We start from the raw sequence: 21574 nt of genomic DNA, 5'->3' as shown, positions 1-21574 counted from the left end.
CTGCAGGGAGCTGCGGCGAAGTGTTACTGGCCGGCGTTGATCGTCACTTCCTTGATCGCACCCAGCTCCAGGTCCCACTTCTTCAGAATTGCGTTGTAGCTGCCGTCATCGACCATGCTCTGCAACGCGACTTTCACCGCTGCGCTCAGCTCGGGTTTTTTCTTGCTCACGCCAAGGCCGGTGAACTGCACCGAGATCGGCTGGCCGACGGTCTTGTACATGTCCTTTTCCTGAGTCTTGAGGTACGACAGCGTTTCGCTGCCCTGCATCGCCGCATCGATCCGGCTCTGGCGCAGTTGCGCACGGGCGTCGGCCGAGCCTTCGGTGCCGATCACGTTGATCGCCGGTTTGCCGGCCGCCTCACAGTTGGCCTTGCTCCACGCGGCGATTTCCGCCGGGAATGTGGTGCGACGGCTGGTGCCGACTTTCTTGCCGCACAGGTCGATGATCTCGTTGGTCGCGGTGTTCTTCTGCAAGGTGTAGAACTGCGGGCCGCTGGTGAAGTAGTCGACGAAGGTCACACTGGCCTGGCGCTCGGCGGTATCGGTCATGCCCGACAACACCATGTCGACGCGGTCGGTGGTCAGCGCATTGATCATTTGCTCGAAGCCGGTTTCCTGCCATTTGATCTTCACCCCCAGACGTTCGGCCAGCGCGTTGCCCAGGTCATAGTCCAGGCCTGTGAGGGTGTTGGTGGCCGGGTCCTTGAAGTCCATCGGCGGATAGTTCGGCATGATTGCCACGACGATCTCGCCTTTTTCCTTGATGCCGGCCGGCAGATCGGCGGCCACGGCAAAACCGCAAGACATGACAGAAGCGAGTGCAGCGGGGATTACGAAATTCTTCATGGTCGTTCTCTTATGAGTGTTGTGGCACCAATCGGTGCTTAGGTTCGAACGGCAGAAATGAAGCTTTGGGTGCGCGGGTTTTGCGGACTTATTAGTATTTCTTCGGGGCTTCCAGCCTCCACGATCTGCCCGCCGTCCATGAACACCATGCGATTGGAAACTTCGCGGGCGAAGCCCAGTTCATGGGTGACGACGATCATGGTCATGCCGGTCTGCGCCAGATCGCGCATGACCGACAGCACCTCACCGACCAGTTCCGGGTCGAGTGCCGAAGTGGGTTCATCGAACAGCATCAGTTTCGGGCGCATGGCCAGGGCCCTGGCGATGGCGACTCGTTGCTGCTGACCACCCGAAAGTTCGATCGGGTAGCTGTTGCGTTTGTCGGCCAGGCCGACGCGGGCCAGCAGTTCCAAGGCTTCTTCGTGGGCTTCCTTAGGCGAGCGCTTGAGCACCTGGCACGGGCCTTCGATGATGTTTTGCAGCACAGTCATGTGCGGAAACAGGTTGAAGCGCTGGAACACCATGCCGGTCGCCAGGCGCTGGCGGGCAATCTGCGACTCATTGAGTTCGTGCAGTTTGTTGCCTGCGACCCGATAGCCGACCAGTTCGCCGTCGACCCACAAGCCGCCCTTGTCGATCTTTTCCAACTGGTTAACGCAGCGCAGCAGGGTGCTCTTGCCCGAGCCGGACGGGCCGATGATGCACAGCACTTCGCCTTGCTCGACTTCGATGTTGATGTCCTTGAGCGCGTGGTACTGGTCGTAATACTTGTTCAGGCTGACGGCCTTGACGATGCTTCTCATGTTCGATTCCTCAAGAACGCTTGCCGGCGCCGCGAGCGAAGCGACGCTCCAGACGGCTTTGACCAAAGGACAGCACGGTGACAGTGGCCAGGTACCAGATACCGGCAACGATCAGCAGCTCCATCACTCGGGCGTTGGCGTAGTAAATGTTCTGGGCGTTGTAGAGCAGTTCCGAGTACTGGATCACGCTCGCCAGCGAGGTCATCTTGACCATGCCGATGAATTCGTTGCCGACCGGCGGAATAATGATGCGCATGGCCTGCGGCAGGATGATCCGGCGCAGCGCTTGCAGACGCGGCATGCCGATCGACTTGGCCGCTTCGTACTGTCCGGTGTCCACCGACAGCAGGCCGGCGCGCACCACTTCAGCGGTATAGGCGCCCTGGTTGATGCTCAAGCCGAGCAGCGCTGCCACGAACGGGGTCATCAGGCTCACGGTGTCGAGTTCGAACAGGCCGGGAATGCCGATGGTGGGGAAAATCAGCGCCAGGTTGAACCACAGCAGCAGTTGCAGAATCAGCGGCGTACCGCGAAACAGCCAGGTGTAGGTCAGCGCCACGTAGCGCAGGATCGGGTTGGCCGACATGCGCATGATCGCCGTGATCACCCCGAACACGATGCCCAGCGCCATCGCCAGGACGGCCATGATGATGGTGTTGAACAGGCCCCACATGATCGCCTGGGAGGTCAGGAACTGGCCGATGTACGACCATTCGATCTTGCCTTCGGCGAAGGCGCGCACCAGGCCGATGATCGCGATGACGATCAGCGTGGCGAAAAAAATCCGCCCGTAGTAGCGCCGTGGCACATGCTGGTACTGGGTGATATCGAACTGGTTTTCCGCCAGTTTACGCTCCGCCTGGAGTCGTTCTGCCTGAGTCTGGCTCATGGTGTTTCTCCGAACTGTACTTTCAAATCCAACACGATCACTGTGGGAGCGAGCTTGCTCGCGAATAGGCCGTGTCAGGCGACATCGAGGTTGAATGACACACCGCATTCGCGAGCAAGCTCGCTCCCACAAGGTTATGTGCCATGGCCGTTAGAGGCGGAAGCCCTGGTAGTTTTCTGTCCACTGCTGTTGCGCGGCGAGGGCGGTTTTCAAGCGGCCGATCTGCTCGCGCACCTGTTGCGGCGCGGTACCGCCCCAACCGCTACGGGCAGCGATGGCGGCCTCCAGTGTCAGGCTGTCGCGTACATCAGCGGTCAGGCGCGGATCGATCTCGGTCAGCAGCGCCGGCGAGGCTTCCCATAATTCGATGCCATGTTTCTCGCAGGCCTGCACCAGCGCGCCGGTGATTTCGTGCGCTTCTTTGAAAGGCACGCCGCGCATCGCCAACCAGTCGGCGACTTCGGTGGCGAGTGTGAAACCGAGAGGTGCCTGACGCCGCAGTTCTGCCACGTTGACGGTCATGGTCGCGACCATCCCGGCCATCGCCGGGAGCACCAGCAACAAGGTGTCGACACTGTCGAGCACGCCGTTCTTGTCTTCGCTCAGATCGCGGTTGTACGACAGTGGCAGGGATTTGAGCGTCGAGAGCAAACCGGTGAGATTGCCGATCAAGCGCCCGGCTTTGCCCCGCGCCAGTTCGGCGATGTCCGGGTTTTTCTTCTGCGGCATGATCGAACTGCCGGTGGCGTAGGCATCGTCCAGATCAACCCAGCGGAACTGGCGCGACGACCAAAGGCAAAACTCTTCGGCCAGACGTGAAATGTTGATCCCCAGCATGCTGGCGATGAACAGGAATTCGGCCACGTGATCGCGGCTGGCGACGGCGTCGATGGAGTTCTCGCAGACGCCGGCATAGCCCATTTCCTTTGCCGATTGCTGCGGCTGGCGAGCAATGGCGGAACCGGCCATGGCGGCAGCACCGAGTGGCGACAACGAGGTGCGGGCGTCCCAGTCCACCAACCGTTGCACATCACGCAGCATCGACTGTGCGTGGGCCAGCAAATGGTGGGCGAAGACGATCGGCTGCGCCTGCTGCAAGTGCGTGAAACCGGGACAGATGCTTTCGACATGCTGTTCGGCCTGGTCGACCAGCGCCTGTTGCAGAGCGAGGACTTCCACGGCCAGGGTGCGCACATGGTCACGCAGGAACAGACGCAGATCGTTGGCGGTCTGGTCGTTGCGCGAACGCCCGGCGCGCAGCTTGCCGCCCAAGGCGCCGAGGCGCTCGGTCAGCAGGCGTTCGATGAAAGTGTGGACGTCTTCGTCGTCCAGCGTCGGGGCGATGCTGCCAGCGCGGAAGTCTGCACCGATGGCGTCCAGCGCGGCGAGCATGGTCCGGGTTTCCTGCTCGGTGAGCAGACCGGCACGCTGCAGTTCACCGGCATGCGCCTTGGAACCGGCCAAGTCGTACGGGGTGAGGCGGAAATAGCGCTCAGGGCAACGGGACAACGCCGCCAGGGCAGCGGACGGGCCGCTTTTGAATCGGGCGCCCCAGAGACGGTCGGTGGTTTGAGACATTGGTTGTTTTCCTCGTCGGTAACGCGAACTGAAATCGGTGTGCATGACCTGCAAATTCCGGCTGAACAATCAGCGGACGGATTCAGGCCAAAGCAGTTTTCAAGAGGGCAGTTGCAATGTCGCGAGAGCTGATCGAAGTGTCAGCTTTTAATGTTTGACGATCAGTCAGTTGGCACTGATGTTCGGGATTTTCTGGCAGTTGCCAAGCCGTGTTTTCTGTGATCATTATTATTAGTCGGCGATGTTTTTGTTGTTGGACACAGATTGTTGAACATTGCGCCAGAGGTAAATCAGCATTATGGAAACCCCACTTTCCAATTCCGGAAACCCGCCGGTCAAAACGGCTCACCGAGCACCGCTGGCCCTCAGCGGACTGGATTTCAAACTGCTCAAGGTGTTCAAGGCCGTGGTCGAAGCTGGAGGCTTCAGCGCCGCGCAGAACGAGCTGAATGTGGGCCTGGCGGCCATCAGCAAGCAGATCTCCGATCTGGAAATCCGTATTGGCATGCGTTTGTGTACCCGTGGGCGCGAGGGGTTTCACCTCACCGAAGAAGGGCGCCTGGTGTATCAGGCGTCAATTGATCTATTTGCTTCTGTCGACAACTTCCGTGACCGGCTTAGTTCTGCACAAAACGAACTTATTGGTGATCTGGGCGTGGGCGTTATTGACAATACGATCAGCGATCCTGGTTCACCGTTAGTTGCAGCGCTGAAGAAAATCAATGAAGAGTCGCCAAAAGTAAGATTTCAACTTCAGGCGTCGCAGTTGGATGAGATTGAAAGAGGTGTCGTAGAAGGACGATTAGTTGCTGGAATTGTTCCGGTTTATCAACGCCGTGAAGAGTTTGATTATTACTCGCTGTATGAGGAACGCTCGCAAGTTTACTGTGCGCTCGGTCATCCGCTGTTCGATATGCCCGAGACGCAAATGAGCGGCAATGTGCTGCAGGATTACGAGTGCATCAACCACCGCTATGCGATCCACCGCGATAAGCTCAACTATGCGCGCTATGACAGTTTTTCCGCCTCTGCCACTCAGGTCGAGGCCGTGGCATTGCTGATCAAGACCGGCCGTTTCGTGGGTTTTCTGCCCGAGCATTACGCTGCAACACTGGTCGCGGCCGGAGAGTTTCGTGCGGTGCTGCCGCAGCGCATTCACATCGTTACGCCGTTCAATCTGATCCTGCGTCACAACACGGTGCGCAGTCCGTTGGTCAAGGCGTTTGCCCAAGCGTTGGGGGTCGATCTCAAGGCTGCGGTTTGAGTTCAAGATGCATGGCGCAACGCCGTTCAATCGGCAATCCGTGGGCTGCTTCGCTGTTTAACGCATCGACTAGATGCGCCGGTGTTTCTTGCGGGGTTAACAGGCTAAAGCCGATTTTTTGATAAAACGGTGCGTTCCACGGCAGATCGGAAAATGTTGTCAGCGTGACGGCGCGAAGTTGCTGGTCAGCGGCGTACTCAATGGCCATCAACAGCAACTTGCGACCCATTCCCTGACCCTGAAAATGTTGGCTGACGGACAGTTCCTCAACGTGCAGTTGTTTGTCGACTTCCACCGCCCGCAGAAAACCGCCAAGTTGCTGATCAGTGTGTTCGGCCACCCACACCAAAGCGCTGCGGATTGCCTGTAAGTGCTGCTCGGCATCGGGCACGGGGGCATCGGCCAGCCAGGCGAGGGTAGGGTCTATGCGAAACAATTCGGCGGCCGAACGTTCGATGGCGGGGAGGGCGGCGGCATCACGCTGCTGCGCCCGGCGTACAACAAAATGCATGGTCACTAAATCCCTTCAGATGCTGCCACTGGCGGCGATCTTTTGCTGTTGATGCTTAAACAGCAAAAGATCGCAGCCTTCGGTAACGCCTACAAGGGCTTGAGGAACAACAGGACGTAGTTGTTTTTGTCGAAGCTGCCAGTCAGTACCGGTTTTAACTCACCGATTGGCGTGCCTTGCAGGGCCTGGAAATCGCTGCGATCCATCATCAGCCACGCCGGGCCGTGAACCGCCTCGAGTTGCTGGATGCTGTCGCTGAACTGCGGTTGCAGGTCCTGCTCGAGGTTGACCATGAACTTGATCGCCTTCGCATCCTTGCCCATGCCGTGCAGCACCACCGGCGCGGGATTGCGCTGAATCTGCGCGAAGGCGTCACGGCTGAAGGTTTGCGTGTCGTACAGACGCCGCTCGGCCGGTTCAAATACCGCGACATAAACCGTCCACAATGCCAGGACCGCCGTCAGTGCCAGGACTTCCGGGCGCCAACGCGGCATCAACAGCCGTGACAGCGCCACCAGTTGCAGTGCACCGAGGCCGATCAAAACAAAGGTGACGTCTTGCAATTGCTCGGGAAAGCGCCGGCGCGCCACGAACAACAGCACCATCAGGACACCCGGCGTCAGCAGCCACAGGCCAAGCATCAACCCGCGCAACCCGCGAAACACCCAGCCATGTGCCACTTGGAACGGATACGCCGCAATGATCGCCGCCATCGGCAACATCGGCAGCAGATACCGCGCTTTCTTCGCTTGCGGGATCGACAAACCGACCATCACGATCAACGCGGCCGCCGTGCAATACTGCACCAGACGCAACGCGGGGCCGCGCTGCTGCGGTTTGCCCAGCCATGACGCCGCCAATGCCAATAACGCCAACGGGTAGGCCAGCGCATAGTTGCCGAAGGAACTGGTGAAGTAATACAGCGATCCGCTGACCCCTTCGCTACCGTCCATGCGCCCCATGAACTGCATGCGGATCACGTCCTGCATGAATCCCGGACCGCCGCTGACCCGGGCCAGCCACAACAGCAGACCGACGCACGCCACCAGCAACACCGCTGCCAGCACACCAAACACCAGCAGACGCGACCACTGTCGATTGAGCAGGTAATAACTGCAGAGCATGCCGGTCGGCACCACCAGGCCGATGGGGCCGCGAATGCCGAAACCGAGCAACAGCAAAACGAAAATCAGCGGCCAACGGCGCCCACCCGCGAAATGGTCGTGGGCATAACCGAGGTAAAACACCGCGAACGCCACCGCCGCCAGCAGCAGATCCTGCGACACCGCGCGCACTTCGGTCACGAAGCCACTGGTCAACATCAGCAACGCGATACTGATCAACGCCCAGCGCCGCGAGTACGGCGCCAGCAAGCGATACATCAACGTGACGATCACGGCGCCGGCCATCGCGCTCGGTGCCCACGCGGTCAAGGCATTCACCGTCCCGAACGGTAGCGACAGCAGCCAGACAAACAGCGTCGACACCGCCGAATAATCCGCGTACGGCTGGCCATACGTCGTGGGAAAGACCGTCGGCCCGTGGCGCAGCATTTCCTGTGCGAACAACACAAACCGCGAATCGAAACCGATAGGGGCCTGCCCGTAGACCCCGGCCATGCACAATAAAAACGCCAACAGCCCTGCGAGCAGGGACTGTCGGCGAATCTCGGGCGACAACGTAATCAAGCGACGTCCGCAGTGGCGGACCACTGCTGCAGCGGGATCGGCAGTTTGCGCGAATCGCCTCGGCCGATCGGGAAGTACTTGAAGCCATTGCGAGCCAGACGGTCGGCGTCGTACAGGTTGCGGCCGTCGAAGATCACCGGGGCTTTCAGGCGTTGCTCGATCAGGTCGAAATCCGGCGCCTTGAACTGTTGCCATTCGGTGCAGATGATCAGCGCATCGGAACCCGCCAGCACTGATTCCGGGGTGCCCATCAGCATCAGTTTTTCTTCGTTCGGGTACAGGTGCTGGGTTTCCTGCATCGCTTCCGGGTCAAACGCGCGAACACTGGCGCCGGCGGCAAACAGCGAGTCGAGCAGGACGCGGCTCGGTGCGTCGCGCATGTCGTCGGTGTTCGGTTTGAACGCCAGGCCCCACAGGGCGAAGGTCTTGCCGCGCAGGTCGCCTTTGTAGAACGCATTGATGCGGTCGAACAGCTTGTGCTTCTGCCGCTCGTTGATCGCCTCGACCGCTTGCAGCAGGTCGCTGGAGCAGTGTGCCTGTTCGGCGCTGTGGATCAGCGCGCGCATGTCTTTGGGGAAGCACGAACCGCCGTAGCCGCAGCCCGGGTAGATGAAGTGGTAACCGATGCGGGTATCGGCACCAATGCCTTGACGTACCGACTCGATGTCGGCGCCCAGGTGTTCGGCCAGTTCGGCGATCTGGTTGATGAAGCTGATCTTGGTCGCCAGCATGCAGTTGGCGGCGTACTTGGTCAGCTCGGCGCTGCGCAGGTCCATGAACATGATGCGGTCGTGGTTGCGGTTGAACGGCGAGTACAGGTCGCGCATCACATCGCGCACTTCGTCACCTTCACAGCCGATGACGATGCGGTCGGGACGACGGCAGTCGGACACCGCCGAACCTTCCTTGAGGAATTCCGGGTTGGAGACGATATCGAACTGCAGTTCACGGCCGGCGGCGTCCAGCGCGGCCTGGATGTGCGCACGCAGGGTGTCGCCAGTGCCGACCGGTACGGTGGATTTCTCCACCAGAATCAGCGGCTGCTCACGGTGGCGTGCCACGGCGTCACCCACCGACAGCACGTATTTCAGGTCGGCCGAGCCGTCTTCGCTGGACGGTGTGCCCACGGCGATGAACGCGACGCGACCGTGTTGCACGGCGAGTTTTTCATCGGCGGTGAACGTCAGGCGACCGGAGTCCAGGCCTTCACGCACCAGGCTCGACAGACCTGGTTCGAAAATGCTGACGTGGCCTTGGCGCAGCAGCTCGACTTTCTTCTGGTCAATGTCCATGCACACGACGTCGTGACCGACTTCGGCCAACACGGCGGCCTGTACCAGACCGACATAACCGCTACCAAATACTGTGATTTTCATGGAGCACTCCTGAATTCGGGCGCACGAGACGGACGAGTGTTAATAGTGATGACTCCGAGCATGACCAGTGCCACGCCCAGCGATTTAGTGAAACTGAAAGATTCGTTGAACAGCGGCAGACTGGCCGCCAGCAGGTACACCAGCGCGTAGCTGATGCTCAACAGCGAATAGGCCCGCCCCAACGGCAGGTCGCGTAGCGCCGCGAGCCAGCAGAGCATCGACAGGGCGTAGGCGAAAATCGCCGCCATCACCACGGCCAATGCGCTCAGATCAACACTGCCGGCGCTCAGCGCCGTCAGCCATTGTTCCGGTTGCGGCAGGCGCGTCATGCTCCAGCGCATGCCCAACTGGGCACTGCTGACCAGGCCCACACTGGCCAGGGCAAAGCCGATACCGCGTGCCTTGTTCATGACTGTTGCCCCAGCAGCACCACGCCGCCGATCACCAGCGCCACGCCCAGCCAATGCCGGCGGTCGATGGGCTCGCGAAAGACGAAGCGGGCGATCAGGGTGATCAGGACAAAGTTGAGGCTGAGCATCGGGTAAGCGATGCCCACTTCGAGGCGCTGCAACACCAGCAGCCAGACCAGCAGCCCGCTACCGAGGGCCAACAGCGCCAGCCACAACCATGGTGAACGCAGTTTGTCAGCCCAGGACGACTCGACGCCACGCCAGCTTTCCACGGCGAATTTCTGCGCCACTTGCCCCAGGCACGTCAGTAGACACGCCGTCAGTAACAGCAGCCAACTCATGACGCGACCTTGGGCAGGACCATAATCACCAGATTGCCCGATTCGTAACGGGTGCCGTCCTTGGGCAGCAGGTCGAGCTCTTCCAGCTCGTCCTGACCCTTGACGCGCATCAGTACGCCGACCGATCCGGTGCGGCGGGCTTCGCGGACCCATTGTTGAACGGTTTCTTTGGTGAGCCGGCGTTCGGCGCCTTCAGGATAGGAAAGTCCGTACTTGAGTTCGCCGACCGTGTTGTACAGCGCGACCTGCGGCGTTTTCAGGCGCCAGGCCAAGGCTGCTGCAGCGCCCAGGTCGTTGCTCAGCAAATGCGTGGTGCCGGACAGTTCAGTGACGTGATGCCGGATGAACTGATCCGGGGTTTTGTTGGCCACCACCGACTTGGGCAACGCCGCCGGCAGCACCCCCGCCAGCAACAGGCTGCCCAGTGCCGGTGCCGCCCAGCATTGCAGCGGCAGGAACGCTTGCGCGAGGTTGGCGATGATCCAGCCGATCAGGGCGATGAACACCAGCACCATGCTGTGCAGTTCGTGGTCGTACACCGGTTTTTTCAATTGCAGGTAAACCAGTGCGATCAGCAGGACCACGCCCAGCAGCAGATTCAGCAGGCCATTGATCCCCAGTGCCCGGCCTTGCTCCAGCCGCAAGCGATCAGCCAGCGCATTGCCCAGCAGCAACGCCATCGGCAACAGGCACGGCAGGATGTAGGTCGGCAGTTTGCCGTTGCTCAGGCTGAAAAAGCCCAGTGGCAGCAACAGCCACAACAGCAGAAAGACCATCTTCGGCTGGGCCCGGGTTTGCCAGGCTTGCCGGAAAGCGCTTGGCAACAGGCCGACCCACGGCAGACTGAATGCCACCAGCAGCGGCAAGTAGAACCACCACGGCGCATCGTGCTGCGCATCGTCGCCGGCAAACCGGCGAATGTGTTCGTGCCAGAAGAAGAACCGCCAGTAATCCGGTTCCTGCGCATGCACCGCCAGTGCCCACGGCAAGCTGACGACGATCGCGATGGCGATGGCCACCGGACCGAACACCAGCAGTTCGCGCCAGCGTTTCTGCCAGAGCATCCACGGCAACGCGATCAGCACCGGTAACAACCAGGCGAGAAAACCCTTGGTCATGAACCCCATGCCGCAGGCCAGTCCCAGCACTGCCCAGGCCCCCAGACGTTGGCCGGTGCTTTTGCTGTCGAGCGCAAACCACAGCGCCACCAGACTCAGGTTGACCCAGAAGGTGAACTGCGGATCGAGGTTGGCGTACCCGGCCTGACCGGCAACGACGGTGAAGCTCATGTAGAGCAGGGCGCAGACGAAACTCTTGCGCGGATCGTTCCACATCCGGCGCGCGATCAGGTAGGCCAGCAGCATACTCAAGGCCGTGCTCAGGGCCGACGCGAAACGCACGCCGAACAGATTCTGCCCGAACAATTCCTGGCCGATGGCGATCATCCAGTAACCGGCAATCGGTTTCTCGAAATAACGCAGCCCCATGAAATGCGGCGAGACCCAGTTGCCGCTCAGCAGCATGTCCTGGCTGATCTGTGCGTAACGGGTTTCGTCGGGGATCCACAGGCCATGTGTGCTCAACGGCAACAGATAGGCCAGCAGACAGAGCCCGATCAACAGCGGCAGTGCCCAGCGTCTGGTCATGCGCCTTGCACTCCCAGCCAGCCTTCACGGCCTTCGAGCGCACCGCGTTGCACGCGACCCACGGGCAAGGAGTTGAAATACTCGGGCAACAGGTTGCCCAAGGGTTGGAAGTCAATACTGCGCTGGCGAGCATTGACCAGCAATTGACGAAAGTCCTGAGCCATCAGAATCCCTTCTACTTCGGCATGAATGGTATAGACGTTGAGTGCCTGCGGCCGGAACCGGTCGAGGATGAAGGCGTTGAAGTCCTTCGCCGCCACGTGCGGGCCGACCACTTCATCGAAGGTCGGCAAGTCCACCGGAACCTGCGGCGTGCCCGGTGTTCCGTCCGCCAGCAGCGGACGGAACAGGCTTTGCCCGCGGCAATCGCTGTTGTAGCGAAAGCCGAAGGCCTGCTTGGCTTCGATCACCCGTTCGTCCGCACGCCAGCCGGCGGAGGCCGAACACTCGATCTTCGCCCCGAGGATATCGCTCAACGTGTCGACGCCCTGACGAATCTGCTCGATCAGTTGCGCCTGGCTCCAGCGCCCGGCATTGGCTTGCCAGCCGTGGTGATCCCAGGCGTGCAGGCCGACCTCATGACCGGCGTCCCGGGCCTGACGCATCAGGTGCCCGAGATCGCGGCCAATCGGTTTGCCCGGCCAGGCAGTGCCGGCCAGCAGAATGTCCCAGCCGTACAGGCCGGCGGCGTTGGAGCGCAGCATTTTCCAGAGGAACTGCGGGCGGATCAGGCGCCACAGATGCCGGCCCATGTTGTCCGGGCCGACACTGAAGAAAAACGTTGCCTTGACCTGAGCCTCGTCGAGCATCTCCAACAGTCGCGGCACACCTTCACGGGTGCCGCGGTAGGTGTCGACATCGATACGAAGTCCTGCCTGCATTACTTCTTGTCCGCGATTTCGAGCATGGCTTCACGCAGGAAGAAGTCCAGGGTGTTGCCGATGGTTTCGCTCATCTCCACGGTCGGTTCCCAGTTCAGCAGGCGCTTGGCGTTGGCGATGCTTGGCTTGCGGTGTTCCACGTCCTGGTAGCCGGCACCGTAGAACGCCTTGCTTTCCACGTCGCGGAAACCGGCGAACGGAGGGAAGTTGTGGCGCAGCGGGTGCGCTTCGAACTGACGCAGCAGCTCTTCGCCCAACTGACGGATGCTGGCTTCGTTGTCCGGGTTGCCGATGTTGATGATCTGGCCGTTGCAGGCATCGTTTTCGTTATCGACGATGCGGGCCAGAGCTTCGATGCCGTCAGCGATGTCGGTGAAGCAGCGCTTCTGCTCGCCACCGTCGAACAGACGGATCGGCGTGCCTTCCACCAGGTTGAGGATCAGCTGGGTGATGGCGCGGGAGCTGCCGATACGGGCCGAATCCAGACGGTCCAGACGCGGGCCCATCCAGTTGAACGGACGGAACAGGGTGAAGTTCAGGCCTTTGGCGCCGTAAGCCCAGATCACGCGGTCCAGCAGTTGCTTGGATACGGAGTAGATCCAGCGCTGCTTGTTGATCGGGCCAACGATCAGGTTCGAGGTGTCTTCGTCGAAATTCTTGTCCTGGCACATGCCATAGACTTCGGAGGTCGACGGGAAGATCACGCGCTTGTTGTACTTGACGCAGTAGCGAACCAGTTTCAGGTTCTCTTCGAAGTCCAGTTCGAATACGCGCAACGGGTTGCGGGTGTATTCGATCGGAGTGGCGATGGCCACCAGCGGCAGAACCACGTCGCACTTCTTGATGTGGTATTCGATCCACTCGGAGTGAATGCTGATGTCGCCTTCGACGAAGTGGAAGTTCGGGTGGCTGCGCAGACGCTCGATGGCGTCGGAGCCGATGTCCAGACCGTAGACATCGTAACGGTCGTCACGCAGCAGGCGCTCGGACAGGTGGTTACCGATGAAACCGTTGACGCCGAGGATCAGTACGCGGGTACGACGTGGCGCACGACCGGACTCGGCACCGCGCAACAGCGAGCCGTCAACCAGACCCAGTTCGTTGGCCAGTTGCGGGCCACTCAGGTACAGACCGTTGTCGTTGCGCTGACCGGCAGTGACTACCAGCGAGTCTTCACCGCAGGCAATGCGCAGTGGATCGACGCTGATCACACGGCCAGGGGCCTGACCTTCGTTGCCCTTGACGACTTCGGCGCTCCAGACGATCAGCTTGTGCTCGCCCACGGCGCAGAAGGCGCCCGGGTACGGACGGGTCACGGCACGCACCAGGTTGAACAGCTCTTCAGCCGGTTTGGCCCAGACCAGTTTGCCGTCCGCCGGAGTGCGACGACCGAACACGGTCGCTTTGGACTCGTCCTGCGGAGTTTCGGTGATCTTGCCTTGCAGCATGTTCGGCAGGGTGTCGCGCAGCAGATCGCTGGCGGCAGTGCGCAGTTTGGCGTGCAGGGTCAGACCGGTGTCGCTGCGCTCGATGGCTACGCGTTGCTGGGCCACAATGGCGCCGGCATCAGCGCGTTTGACCATGCGGTGCAGGGTAACGCCGGTTTCGGTTTCACCGTTGACCAGCACCCAGTTCGCCGGTGCGCGACCGCGGTAGTGTGGCAGCAGCGAGCCGTGCAGGTTGAACGCGCCTTTTTTGGCGGTGGCCAGCAGTGCTTCGCTCAGCAGGTTGCGATAGTAGAAGGAGAAAATGTATTCCGGGTTCAGCTTGGCAATACGTTCGATCCACAGTGGGTGGTTGGCGTCTTCCGGGGCGTGCACCGGGATGCCTTTGCTGGCGCACAGTTGCGCCACCGACGCGTAGAACGCGTTTTCTTTCGGGTCATCGGCGTGAGTGAACACTGCTGCAATGTCATAGCCGCTGTCGAGCAGGGCTTCAATGCCGGCGCAGCCAATATCGTGGTAGGCGAAGACAACAGTTTTTGCACTCATGAGAGAACCTGATCGGAAGAAGTAGGGGAAGAAGAGAGACCATCAACGGTGACCGCAGGGGCCGGATCGGCCGGCTGACTGCGCAGCACCTTTTCAATGAAGAAGCGTGGGCGGGCGCGCACGTCGCTGTACATGCGACCCAGGTATTCACCCAGCAGACCCATGCCGATGAACTGGCCACCGGTAAACACGAACAGTACGGCGAACAGGACGAACGTGCCGTCACCCGCCCAGCCGGCGCCGAACGCCAGGCGCAGCACGATCAGCGCAATGGCGAACAGCACGCCCAACCCTGCCATCCCGAAGCCGACGATGCTCAGCAGACGCAGCGGTGTGGTGGTCATGCACGTCACCAAATCGAACATCAGGTTGATCAGGCGCATCGGGCTGTATTTCGAATCGCCGTGTTCACGCTCGGCGTGGGCGACAACGATTTCGGTGGTGTGGCGGGCGAAGCTGTTGGCGAGGATCGGGATGAACGTGCTGCGTTCACGGCAAGCGAGCATCGCGTCGATGATCGTGCGGCGATAGGCGCGCAGCATGCAGCCGTAGTCGCTCATGGCGACGCCGGTGGAGCGTTGCACGGCGAGGTTGATCAGCTTCGACGGGTAGCGGCGCAGCGCCGAGTCCTGGCGATTGCCACGCACGGTGCCGACCACGTCGTAGCCTTTTTCGGCCTCGGCGACCAGGCGCGGGATTTCTTCCGGCGGGTTCTGCAGGTCGGCGTCGATCGTGATCACGACATCGCCCTTGCACTGCTCGAAGCCGGCCATGATCGCTGCGTGCTGGCCATAGTTGCGGTTGAGAATGACCGCCACGAACGGGCTGTCTACGCGGGTCGCCGCTTCTTCAAGCAACTGGGCGGAGTCGTCGCGACTGCCGTCGTCCACCAGGACGATTTCAAATTCATGATGCAGCATCCGGCACGCCGCTTCGGTGCGGCGCAGCAGTTCCGGCAGGCTGTCCTGTTCGTTGTAGACCGGGATAACGATCGACACACATCGGATTGGATAGGGTTTCACGGGCGTTTGTCCAAAAGGGTGGCGATGGCACCGACGACACGATCAAGGTCTTGATCGGTCATGTCGGGGAACAACGGAATCGAGCAGAGTCGCGCCGAGTTCCATTCGGTGTTAGGCAGATACAGGTCAGGGTCACGCTGGCGATACCAGGTGTGCAGGTGGGTGGCAATGAAGTGGATACCGGTGCCGATGCCCTGATCCTGCAAGCCTTTCATGAAGGTTTCGCGGTCCATGCCGCAGCGCTCGCTGTCGATGCGCAGGATGAACAGGTGCCAGGCGTGTTGCTGGGCATAGCCGGGCAGGGCCAATGGCTGTACCGGCAGGCCCTCGAATTTTTGCAGATAGGCGCTGGCCAGTTCGGTACGGCGGGCGTTGATTTCGTCCAGACGTTGCAATTGCACCAGGGCAATCGCGGCATTGATGTCGGCCAGGTTGTACTTGAAGCCCGGCTCCATCACTTGTGCCTGCGGCTTGCGGCCACCGGTCAGGCGGTCATAGGCATCGACGCCCAGGCCGTGGAATTTGAGCATGCGCACGCGGCTGGCCAGGGCTTCGTCGTCGGTGACGAACATTGCGCCTTCGGCACAGGTCATGTTCTTGATCGCGTGGAAAGAGAAAATCGCTGTGCCTTGCGAACCGACGTGACGCCCCTTGTAGCGGGTGCCGGCGGCATGCGCAGCGTCTTCGATGACTGCGATGCCGTGCTTGTCGGCCAAGGCATACAGCGGATCCAGATCGAACGCGGCGCCGGCGTAATGCACCGGGATGATTGCCTTGGTCTGCGGGGTGATGGCCGCTTCGATGCGCGCAGCGTCGGTCATCAGCGTGTCGCGGTCGACATCGACGAACACCGGTTTGGCGCCGAGCAGGGAAATCATGTTGGCGGTCGAGACCCAGGTCTGCGACGGGGTGATGACTTCGTCGCCCGGCCCAATGCCCAGGGCCAGCAGGGCAATGTGCATCCCGCCAGTTGCCGAAGACAGGGCCACCGCATGGCGGCAACCGACGTACTGCGCAAATTGCTCTTCGAGTGCCTGGTTTTTCGGCCCTGTCGTGATCCAGCCCGAGCGCAACACCTGCTCTACAGCGGCTATTTCCTCATCGCCGATACTCGGACGAGAGAAGGGGAGAAACGCCTGACTCATGGGCACCTCATTGAAAAAAAATAAAGGATGGACTCACAGACACGTTGGATCCAACCTCAGCGTAGACACAGAAAATCGTTCCTGCATCAATGACTTGGCAAAAAAAGCATGACGTCGGGGATAGATTGACTTTTCACCATTTGCCCGGCAGGTTGGGCAAGGCCAGCACTGAACCGATAGGAATTAAGGTTATGCCGGTTTTTGTGAAAGGAACATGAAAAACCGGTTGGCGAATCGTTTATCTGTCACTTATACAGCCGCTGTTCAGGCTTGTGCCGTCCATCGCAGTTTTTGTCCGGCAGTGCGGCCAAGTACCTTCTTTACTTCAAGTACATTGCAGTTGTTAGTTGTTGTTGTGTCGTACACTTTTTACTCAAGGTTTAACGTTTGATTGATTTAGTTGCTGCAACCCCGGTCGCTTCGAAACCCAACCCGATGAGCCTGTACCTCGCGCGTTTGGCGCCTTCCAGCCAACTCACCATGCGCTACGTACTACAAGACGCAGCTGATCGCCTGGGTTTTGAAGACATGAATGTCGAAGAGATTCCCTGGCACGCCCTGCAGCCCGAAGATGTTGTAGCACTGGTGGCGGCATTGCGCGCAGACAACTACGCGCCGAACACTTCTTCGCTGTATGTCAATGCCGTGCGCGGGGTCATGAATGAAGCCTGGCGTATGAGTCTGATCAGCCAGGAGCATCTTTTAAAGATGCGCTCGGTCAAGGGCATCGCCGGTACGCGACTGTCCCAGGGACGTAATCTCAAGCGCACGCTGATTCACGAATTGATGGAAGTCTGTGCCGCCGACCCGCGCCCGCAAGGCCTGCGCGACGCTGCAATCATTGCGTTGCTGTACGGCACCGGCATGCGCAAATCGGAATCAGTGGATCTGGATCTGAATCAGGTCGACTTCACTGAACGCAGCCTGACGGTTACCGGCAAGGGCAACAAACAACTGATCAAGTACGCCCCGGCGTGGGCGTTCGCCAAACTCGATGCGTGGCTCGAATTGCGCCGTTCACACCTCAACGAGGGCGAGAGCGACGATGGGTTCCTGTTCAACCGCATTCGCCGTGGCAGCCACATCACCCGCGAGCGCATTACCAAGCACGCGATCTATTACATCGCCCGGCAGCGGGGCACCCAGGTCGGGGTGAAAATCATGCCCCACGATTTCCGTCGTTCATTCATCACCCGGGTGATCGAGGAACACGACCTGTCGATCGCACAGAAACTGGCGCATCACAGCAATATCCAGACCACCGCCAATTACGATGTGCGCGATGACAACGAGCGGCGGCGGGCGGTGGATCGCTTCGATCTCTGATCAGCCCAGGCCAAACACATGCGCCGCACCGAGCACTGACAGGTACACCGAACTGCCGGCGGACGGGGCGTGCATGCCGGTGCTGCGCACCAGGATCGAACGGGCCGATGCTTGCGTGGTAGAGGCGCTCAGCTCGACCGTCAAGGTACAGGTGTTGCCGGCAAAGTCGCGCTCAGTGACGGTCGCATGGCATCCCTGACGGTCACTCGCCACTTCGGCGATCTGCAATTGTTCGGGGCGAAGCATGATGTGCGCGGCGCCGGTAAAGCCGTTGCTGTTGACCGGCATCTGACCCAGATCGCAGTGCGCCCAACCGGCCTCGATTCGTGCGGGCAAGACCACGGCTTCACCGAGGAAGTGCGCGGTCTGTTCATCGTCCGGATAACGGTAAAGGTCCATCGGATGCCCGGATTGCACCAGCCGTCCGGCGCGCATGACCGCCAATTGATCGGCGAATGACAACGCTTCGCTCTGGTCGTGGGTCACCAGAATGGTGGTGACGCCGGCGTCTTCGAGCAGGCGCGCGACCATTTTGCGCATGGCGCTGCGCAAACCGGTGTCGAGTGCAGAGAACGGCTCGTCGAGCAGCATCAGGCGTGGCTGCTGCGCCAGCGCACGGGCCAGTGAGACCCGCTGTTGCTGGCCGCCGGACAGCTCGTGGGGCCAACGGCTGGCCATGTTCGCGTCCAAAGCGACACTGTCCATCAACTCGAGGATCCGCTGGTTGCGGGCCGCGCCAGTCAGGGCCAGGCCGAAGCCGATATTGGCGGCCACGGTCATGTGCGGGAACAGGGCACCGTCCTGCGGCACGTAGCCGATCTGCCGTTGATAGGCCGGCACCGCGTGAGTGCGATCAACCAGCGTCTGGCCGTTGAGGGTCAGGCTGCCGGTGTCGGGAAATTCGAACCCGGCGATCATCCGCAGCAGGGTGGTCTTGCCGGAGCCGGAGGGGCCCACGATCACCGTACGGCTGCCGGTCGGCACATTGAGGCTGACGTCGTCGAGCGCCTTTTGCGCGCCGAAGGTTTTACTGAGGTTGAGCAGTTCGAGAGCGTTCATCGGCCAGCGGTACGCCTGGATTGGTGATAGAGAATGGCCGTCAGCGGCAGTGAAAGCAGGATCATCAGCAACGCGTAAGGCGCGGCAGCGGCGTAGTCGATTTCACTGGTCATCGCCCAGAAGCCCGTGGCGAGGGTGCGCGTGCCATTGGGCGCGAGCAGCAGGGTCGCGGTCAGTTCGTTGGTGATCGCCAGAAACACCAGCGCCGCACCGGCGGCAGCACCCGGTGCTGCCAGCCGGACGGTGATCAGCCACAACGCCCGTATTGGCGAGCGCCCCAGGCTTTGCGCGATGTTTTCCAGCTCCACCGGCGCTTGCGCGAAACCGGCACGCAGGCTGACCAGTGCGCGCGGCAGAAACATCAACAGATACGCGAGCAGCACGGTAATGCTGGTCTGGTAGATCGGCCGGGCGAAATGGATAGTCACGGTCACCAACGCCAGTGCCACGACGATGCCCGGCAGCGAGCTGGTGATGTAGTTGCAACCTTCCAGCAAACGCTGCAGTTTGCCGGGCGAGCGGATCGACAACCAGGCAATCGGAATGGCCGCAACGCTGGTCAGCAAGGCGCCGGCCACCCCATACGACAGAGTCTGCAGCAACGCAGGCAGCAATTCGTCGCCTTGCCAGACTTGCACGCCACCGGCCAGCAGCCAGCGACCCAGTGTCAGTAAGGGCACACCCAAGGCCAACAGGCAGGTCAGGGCTTGCAGCAATAACGCAAAGGTTGTTGCGCCTCGACCCAGTTGCACGTTGCGTTGATCCCGGGCGCTACCGGAGCCGACTCGGGCATAACGCGCCTGGCCACGGGCGGCGGATTCTGCCGTGAGCATCGCCAGGCAGCACAATGCCAGAACCCCGGCGAGCATATTGGCGGCCGGGCCGTTGAAGGTCGATTTGAACTGGTCGAAGATCGCCGTGGTGAAGGTGTCGAAACGGATCATCGCGTACAGACCGTATTCGGCCAGCAGGTGCAGGCCGACCAGCAACGCGCCACCGCAAATCGCCAGCCGCAATTGCGGCAACACCACGCGAAAAAACACCGCCCACGGCTTGAGCCCCAGCGACTCCGCGACGTCTTCAATAGCCGGGTCGAGACGGCGCAGGGTCGCGGCTACCGGCAGGTACAAAAACGGAAAATAGGCAATCACCGACACCAGTACGCCGGCCGGCAACCCATGAATCGAGGGAATCAGACTGACCCAGGCGTAACTGTGAACGAACGCCGGCACCGCCAGTGGTGCCACTGCCAGCAATGACCACAGGCGTCGGCCGGGCAGGTTGCTGCGCTCGGTCAGCCAGGCCAGCGCGGTGCCCAGCAGGATGCACAACGGCAGGGTGATCAGCACCAGCAGCACGGTGTTGATCAGCAGTTCGGCCACGCGCGGGCGGAACACCATGGCTTCGATGGTTGGCCATCCGGTGTACCACGACACGCCGAGCACAAAGCCGATCGGCAGCAACGACAGCACCGATATGAAAACAGCCAGAGCGACCATCGACGACCGCCCGCGACCGTTGAGTGCGCGGGCGCCACGCGAGCGATGGGCGGGGGCTGCCAAAACAGCCTTTGCCGGCAAGGTTTCCGGCATCACTTACAGCAGTCCGGCCTGGGTCATCAGTTCGACGGCCTTTTTGCTGTCGAGCTTCGAAGCGTCAACCTTTGGCGCATCGAGCTCTTTGAGCGGGACCAGTTTCGGGTTGGACGGGGCACCCTGGCCTACGGCGTATTCAAACGAACTGCCGGTGTGAAGAATCTCCTGCCCCTGTTTGCCGGTGATGTATTTGAGGAACTGCTGGGCTTCATCCTGATGCTTGCTCGACGCCAGGACGCCGGCGCCGGAAATGCTCACGAAGGCGCCCGGGTCCTGGTGCTTGAAGTAGTGCAGGCGAGTGTTCTTGCTGTTTTCGCCGGTCTTGGACTGATCGACGAAGCTGTAATAGTGGTAGATCACGCCGCTGTCGATTTGCCCGGCGTTCACGGCTTTGAGCACGGCGCTGTTGCCACGGTAAATGGTTGCGTTGGTTTTCATCGCTTTGAGCCAGTCGAGCGTGGCGGCTTCGCCTTTTTGCTCAAGCACAGCAGCGACAATCGCCTGGAAGTCGGCACCGGCGGGCGAGGCGGCCCAGCGGCCTTTCCAGGTCGGGGTGGCGAGGTCAAGCAGGGATTTGGGCAGGTCTTTCTCGCTCAACTTGTCCGGGTTGTAGACGAACACCGTGGAGCGTGCGGCGATACCGACCCATTGGCCGTGGGCCGGGCGATAGGCGGAATCCACTTGTGCCAGGGTGGTCGCCGCCACCGGCGCAAACAGTTTGGCGTTATCGACCAGCACCATGGCCGGGGAGTTTTCGGTCAGGAACACATCCGCCGGCGAGGCCGCACCTTCTTGAACCAGCTGGTTGCCCATTTCCGTGTCGTCACCGTTGCGAATAGTCACCGGGATCCCGGTTTCTTCGGTGAATCCGGCCACCCAGGCTTTGGTCAGGGTTTCGTGTTGCGCGTTGTAGACCACCAGTCCTACCGAGTCGGCGGCGAAGGCGTGCCCGGCGCCGAACAACGCGGTGGCCAGCAGCGCACGTTTCAAAAAGGATGGAAAGCGTGGGTTCATTCGGGCAGCTCCTGTTGTTAGACGTTATGAGCGAAACCTTCGCAGGCAACAATGCGAACGATTTGCAAGTATCGGGTCGCGGCAATGTAGGGTGGCAAATGAGAAAAAAACGTCAAAGAAACCGTTAATCCTTGTCATTGCCATTCAAATTGTCGCGACCCGCCCCTTGTCGCTGTCTACGGCATCA

The 21574-nt window shown here is 60.7% G+C and carries 19 protein-coding genes; 2 read left to right on the top strand and 17 right to left on the bottom strand.

Annotated elements, in window-relative coordinates:
- Positions 1 to 23: 23 nt before the first annotated feature.
- The 4 genes from HV782_RS15530 to argH form a co-directional block, all read right to left on the bottom strand.
- Complete coding sequence (locus tag HV782_RS15530; RefSeq protein ID WP_123468874.1) at positions 24 to 848, bottom strand: ABC transporter substrate-binding protein; 825 nt, start codon at positions 846 to 848, stop codon at positions 24 to 26.
- Positions 849 to 886: 38 nt separating this feature from the next.
- Positions 887 to 1651 (bottom strand): amino acid ABC transporter ATP-binding protein, encoded by a 765-nt coding sequence (locus tag HV782_RS15525; RefSeq protein WP_123468872.1) that lies wholly within the window; start codon positions 1649 to 1651, stop codon positions 887 to 889.
- 10 nt (positions 1652 to 1661) lie between these two features.
- Complete coding sequence (locus HV782_RS15520; protein WP_123468870.1) at positions 1662 to 2540, bottom strand: amino acid ABC transporter permease; 879 nt, start codon at positions 2538 to 2540, stop codon at positions 1662 to 1664.
- A gap of 150 nt (positions 2541 to 2690) precedes the next feature.
- On the bottom strand, positions 2691 to 4118 hold the full coding sequence (gene argH / locus HV782_RS15515) for an argininosuccinate lyase (RefSeq protein ID WP_186745420.1): 1428 nt from the start codon (positions 4116 to 4118) through the stop codon (positions 2691 to 2693).
- Positions 4119 to 4416: 298 nt separating this feature from the next.
- Here argH and HV782_RS15510 point away from each other — a divergent pair, with 298 nt between their 5' ends.
- Positions 4417 to 5382, top strand: coding sequence for a LysR family transcriptional regulator (locus HV782_RS15510; protein ID WP_123468866.1), 966 nt, complete (start codon positions 4417 to 4419; stop codon positions 5380 to 5382).
- On the opposite strand, the gene HV782_RS15505 is transcribed toward HV782_RS15510, so the two are convergent.
- From HV782_RS15505 to arnB, 10 genes are all read right to left on the bottom strand, one after another.
- The gene (locus tag HV782_RS15505; RefSeq protein WP_186745418.1) at positions 5366 to 5893 is read right to left on the bottom strand and encodes a GNAT family N-acetyltransferase; all 528 of its coding nucleotides are present in this window, start codon (positions 5891 to 5893) and stop codon (positions 5366 to 5368) included. The two genes, HV782_RS15510 and HV782_RS15505, sit on opposite strands and share 17 nt — an antisense overlap.
- 89 nt (positions 5894 to 5982) lie before the next feature.
- On the bottom strand, positions 5983 to 7581 hold the full coding sequence (locus HV782_RS15500; protein WP_186745416.1) for an ArnT family glycosyltransferase: 1599 nt from the start codon (positions 7579 to 7581) through the stop codon (positions 5983 to 5985).
- Positions 7578 to 8957 (bottom strand): UDP-glucose dehydrogenase family protein, encoded by a 1380-nt coding sequence (locus tag HV782_RS15495; protein WP_128616456.1) that lies wholly within the window; start codon positions 8955 to 8957, stop codon positions 7578 to 7580. Before HV782_RS15495 ends, HV782_RS15500 begins: the two co-directional genes overlap by 4 nt.
- The gene (gene arnF, locus HV782_RS15490; protein WP_186745414.1) at positions 8954 to 9367 is read right to left on the bottom strand and encodes a 4-amino-4-deoxy-L-arabinose-phosphoundecaprenol flippase subunit ArnF; all 414 of its coding nucleotides are present in this window, start codon (positions 9365 to 9367) and stop codon (positions 8954 to 8956) included. Before arnF ends, HV782_RS15495 begins: the two co-directional genes overlap by 4 nt.
- Entirely contained in the window at positions 9364 to 9708 is a 345-nt protein-coding gene (arnE, locus tag HV782_RS15485) for a 4-amino-4-deoxy-L-arabinose-phosphoundecaprenol flippase subunit ArnE (protein WP_186745412.1), read from the bottom strand. Before arnE ends, arnF begins: the two co-directional genes overlap by 4 nt.
- Positions 9705 to 11354: a lipid IV(A) 4-amino-4-deoxy-L-arabinosyltransferase gene (arnT, locus tag HV782_RS15480; protein WP_186745410.1), complete on the bottom strand. Its 1650-nt coding sequence runs from the start codon at positions 11352 to 11354 to the stop codon at positions 9705 to 9707. The genes arnE and arnT overlap by 4 nt, the downstream gene beginning before the upstream one ends.
- Complete coding sequence (gene arnD / locus HV782_RS15475) at positions 11351 to 12235, bottom strand: 4-deoxy-4-formamido-L-arabinose-phosphoundecaprenol deformylase (RefSeq protein WP_123468852.1); 885 nt, start codon at positions 12233 to 12235, stop codon at positions 11351 to 11353. The genes arnT and arnD overlap by 4 nt, the downstream gene beginning before the upstream one ends.
- Entirely contained in the window at positions 12235 to 14226 is a 1992-nt protein-coding gene (arnA, locus tag HV782_RS15470; RefSeq protein ID WP_186745408.1) for a bifunctional UDP-4-amino-4-deoxy-L-arabinose formyltransferase/UDP-glucuronic acid oxidase ArnA, read from the bottom strand. Before arnA ends, arnD begins: the two co-directional genes overlap by 1 nt.
- Entirely contained in the window at positions 14223 to 15248 is a 1026-nt protein-coding gene (gene arnC, locus HV782_RS15465; RefSeq protein WP_186745406.1) for an undecaprenyl-phosphate 4-deoxy-4-formamido-L-arabinose transferase, read from the bottom strand. Before arnC ends, arnA begins: the two co-directional genes overlap by 4 nt.
- A complete protein-coding gene (arnB, locus tag HV782_RS15460; RefSeq protein WP_186745404.1) occupies positions 15245 to 16393 on the bottom strand; it encodes a UDP-4-amino-4-deoxy-L-arabinose aminotransferase in 1149 nt (382 codons plus the stop codon). Before arnB ends, arnC begins: the two co-directional genes overlap by 4 nt.
- 435 nt (positions 16394 to 16828) lie before the next feature.
- On the opposite strand from arnB, the gene HV782_RS15455 reads away from it, so the two are divergent.
- Positions 16829 to 17719, top strand: coding sequence for a site-specific integrase (locus HV782_RS15455; RefSeq protein ID WP_128616442.1), 891 nt, complete (start codon positions 16829 to 16831; stop codon positions 17717 to 17719).
- Here HV782_RS15455 and HV782_RS15450 read toward each other — a convergent pair whose 3' ends face one another.
- From HV782_RS15450 to HV782_RS15440, 3 genes are read right to left on the bottom strand one after another with little or no spacing between them, the layout of a single operon-like run.
- Complete coding sequence (locus tag HV782_RS15450) at positions 17720 to 18778, bottom strand: ABC transporter ATP-binding protein (RefSeq protein ID WP_186745402.1); 1059 nt, start codon at positions 18776 to 18778, stop codon at positions 17720 to 17722.
- Positions 18775 to 20370 (bottom strand): ABC transporter permease, encoded by a 1596-nt coding sequence (locus tag HV782_RS15445; RefSeq protein WP_186745400.1) that lies wholly within the window; start codon positions 20368 to 20370, stop codon positions 18775 to 18777. The genes HV782_RS15450 and HV782_RS15445 overlap by 4 nt, the downstream gene beginning before the upstream one ends.
- Positions 20371 to 20373: 3 nt before the next feature.
- Positions 20374 to 21387, bottom strand: coding sequence for an iron ABC transporter substrate-binding protein (locus tag HV782_RS15440; RefSeq protein ID WP_128615396.1), 1014 nt, complete (start codon positions 21385 to 21387; stop codon positions 20374 to 20376).
- Positions 21388 to 21574: the final 187 nt, after the last annotated feature.

This window comes from Pseudomonas monsensis, assembly GCF_014268495.2.
Classification (GTDB): domain Bacteria; phylum Pseudomonadota; class Gammaproteobacteria; order Pseudomonadales; family Pseudomonadaceae; genus Aquipseudomonas; species Aquipseudomonas monsensis.
The sequence above is the reverse complement of the archived record's forward strand: the minus strand, read 5'-3'. Positions and strand labels throughout refer to the sequence as shown.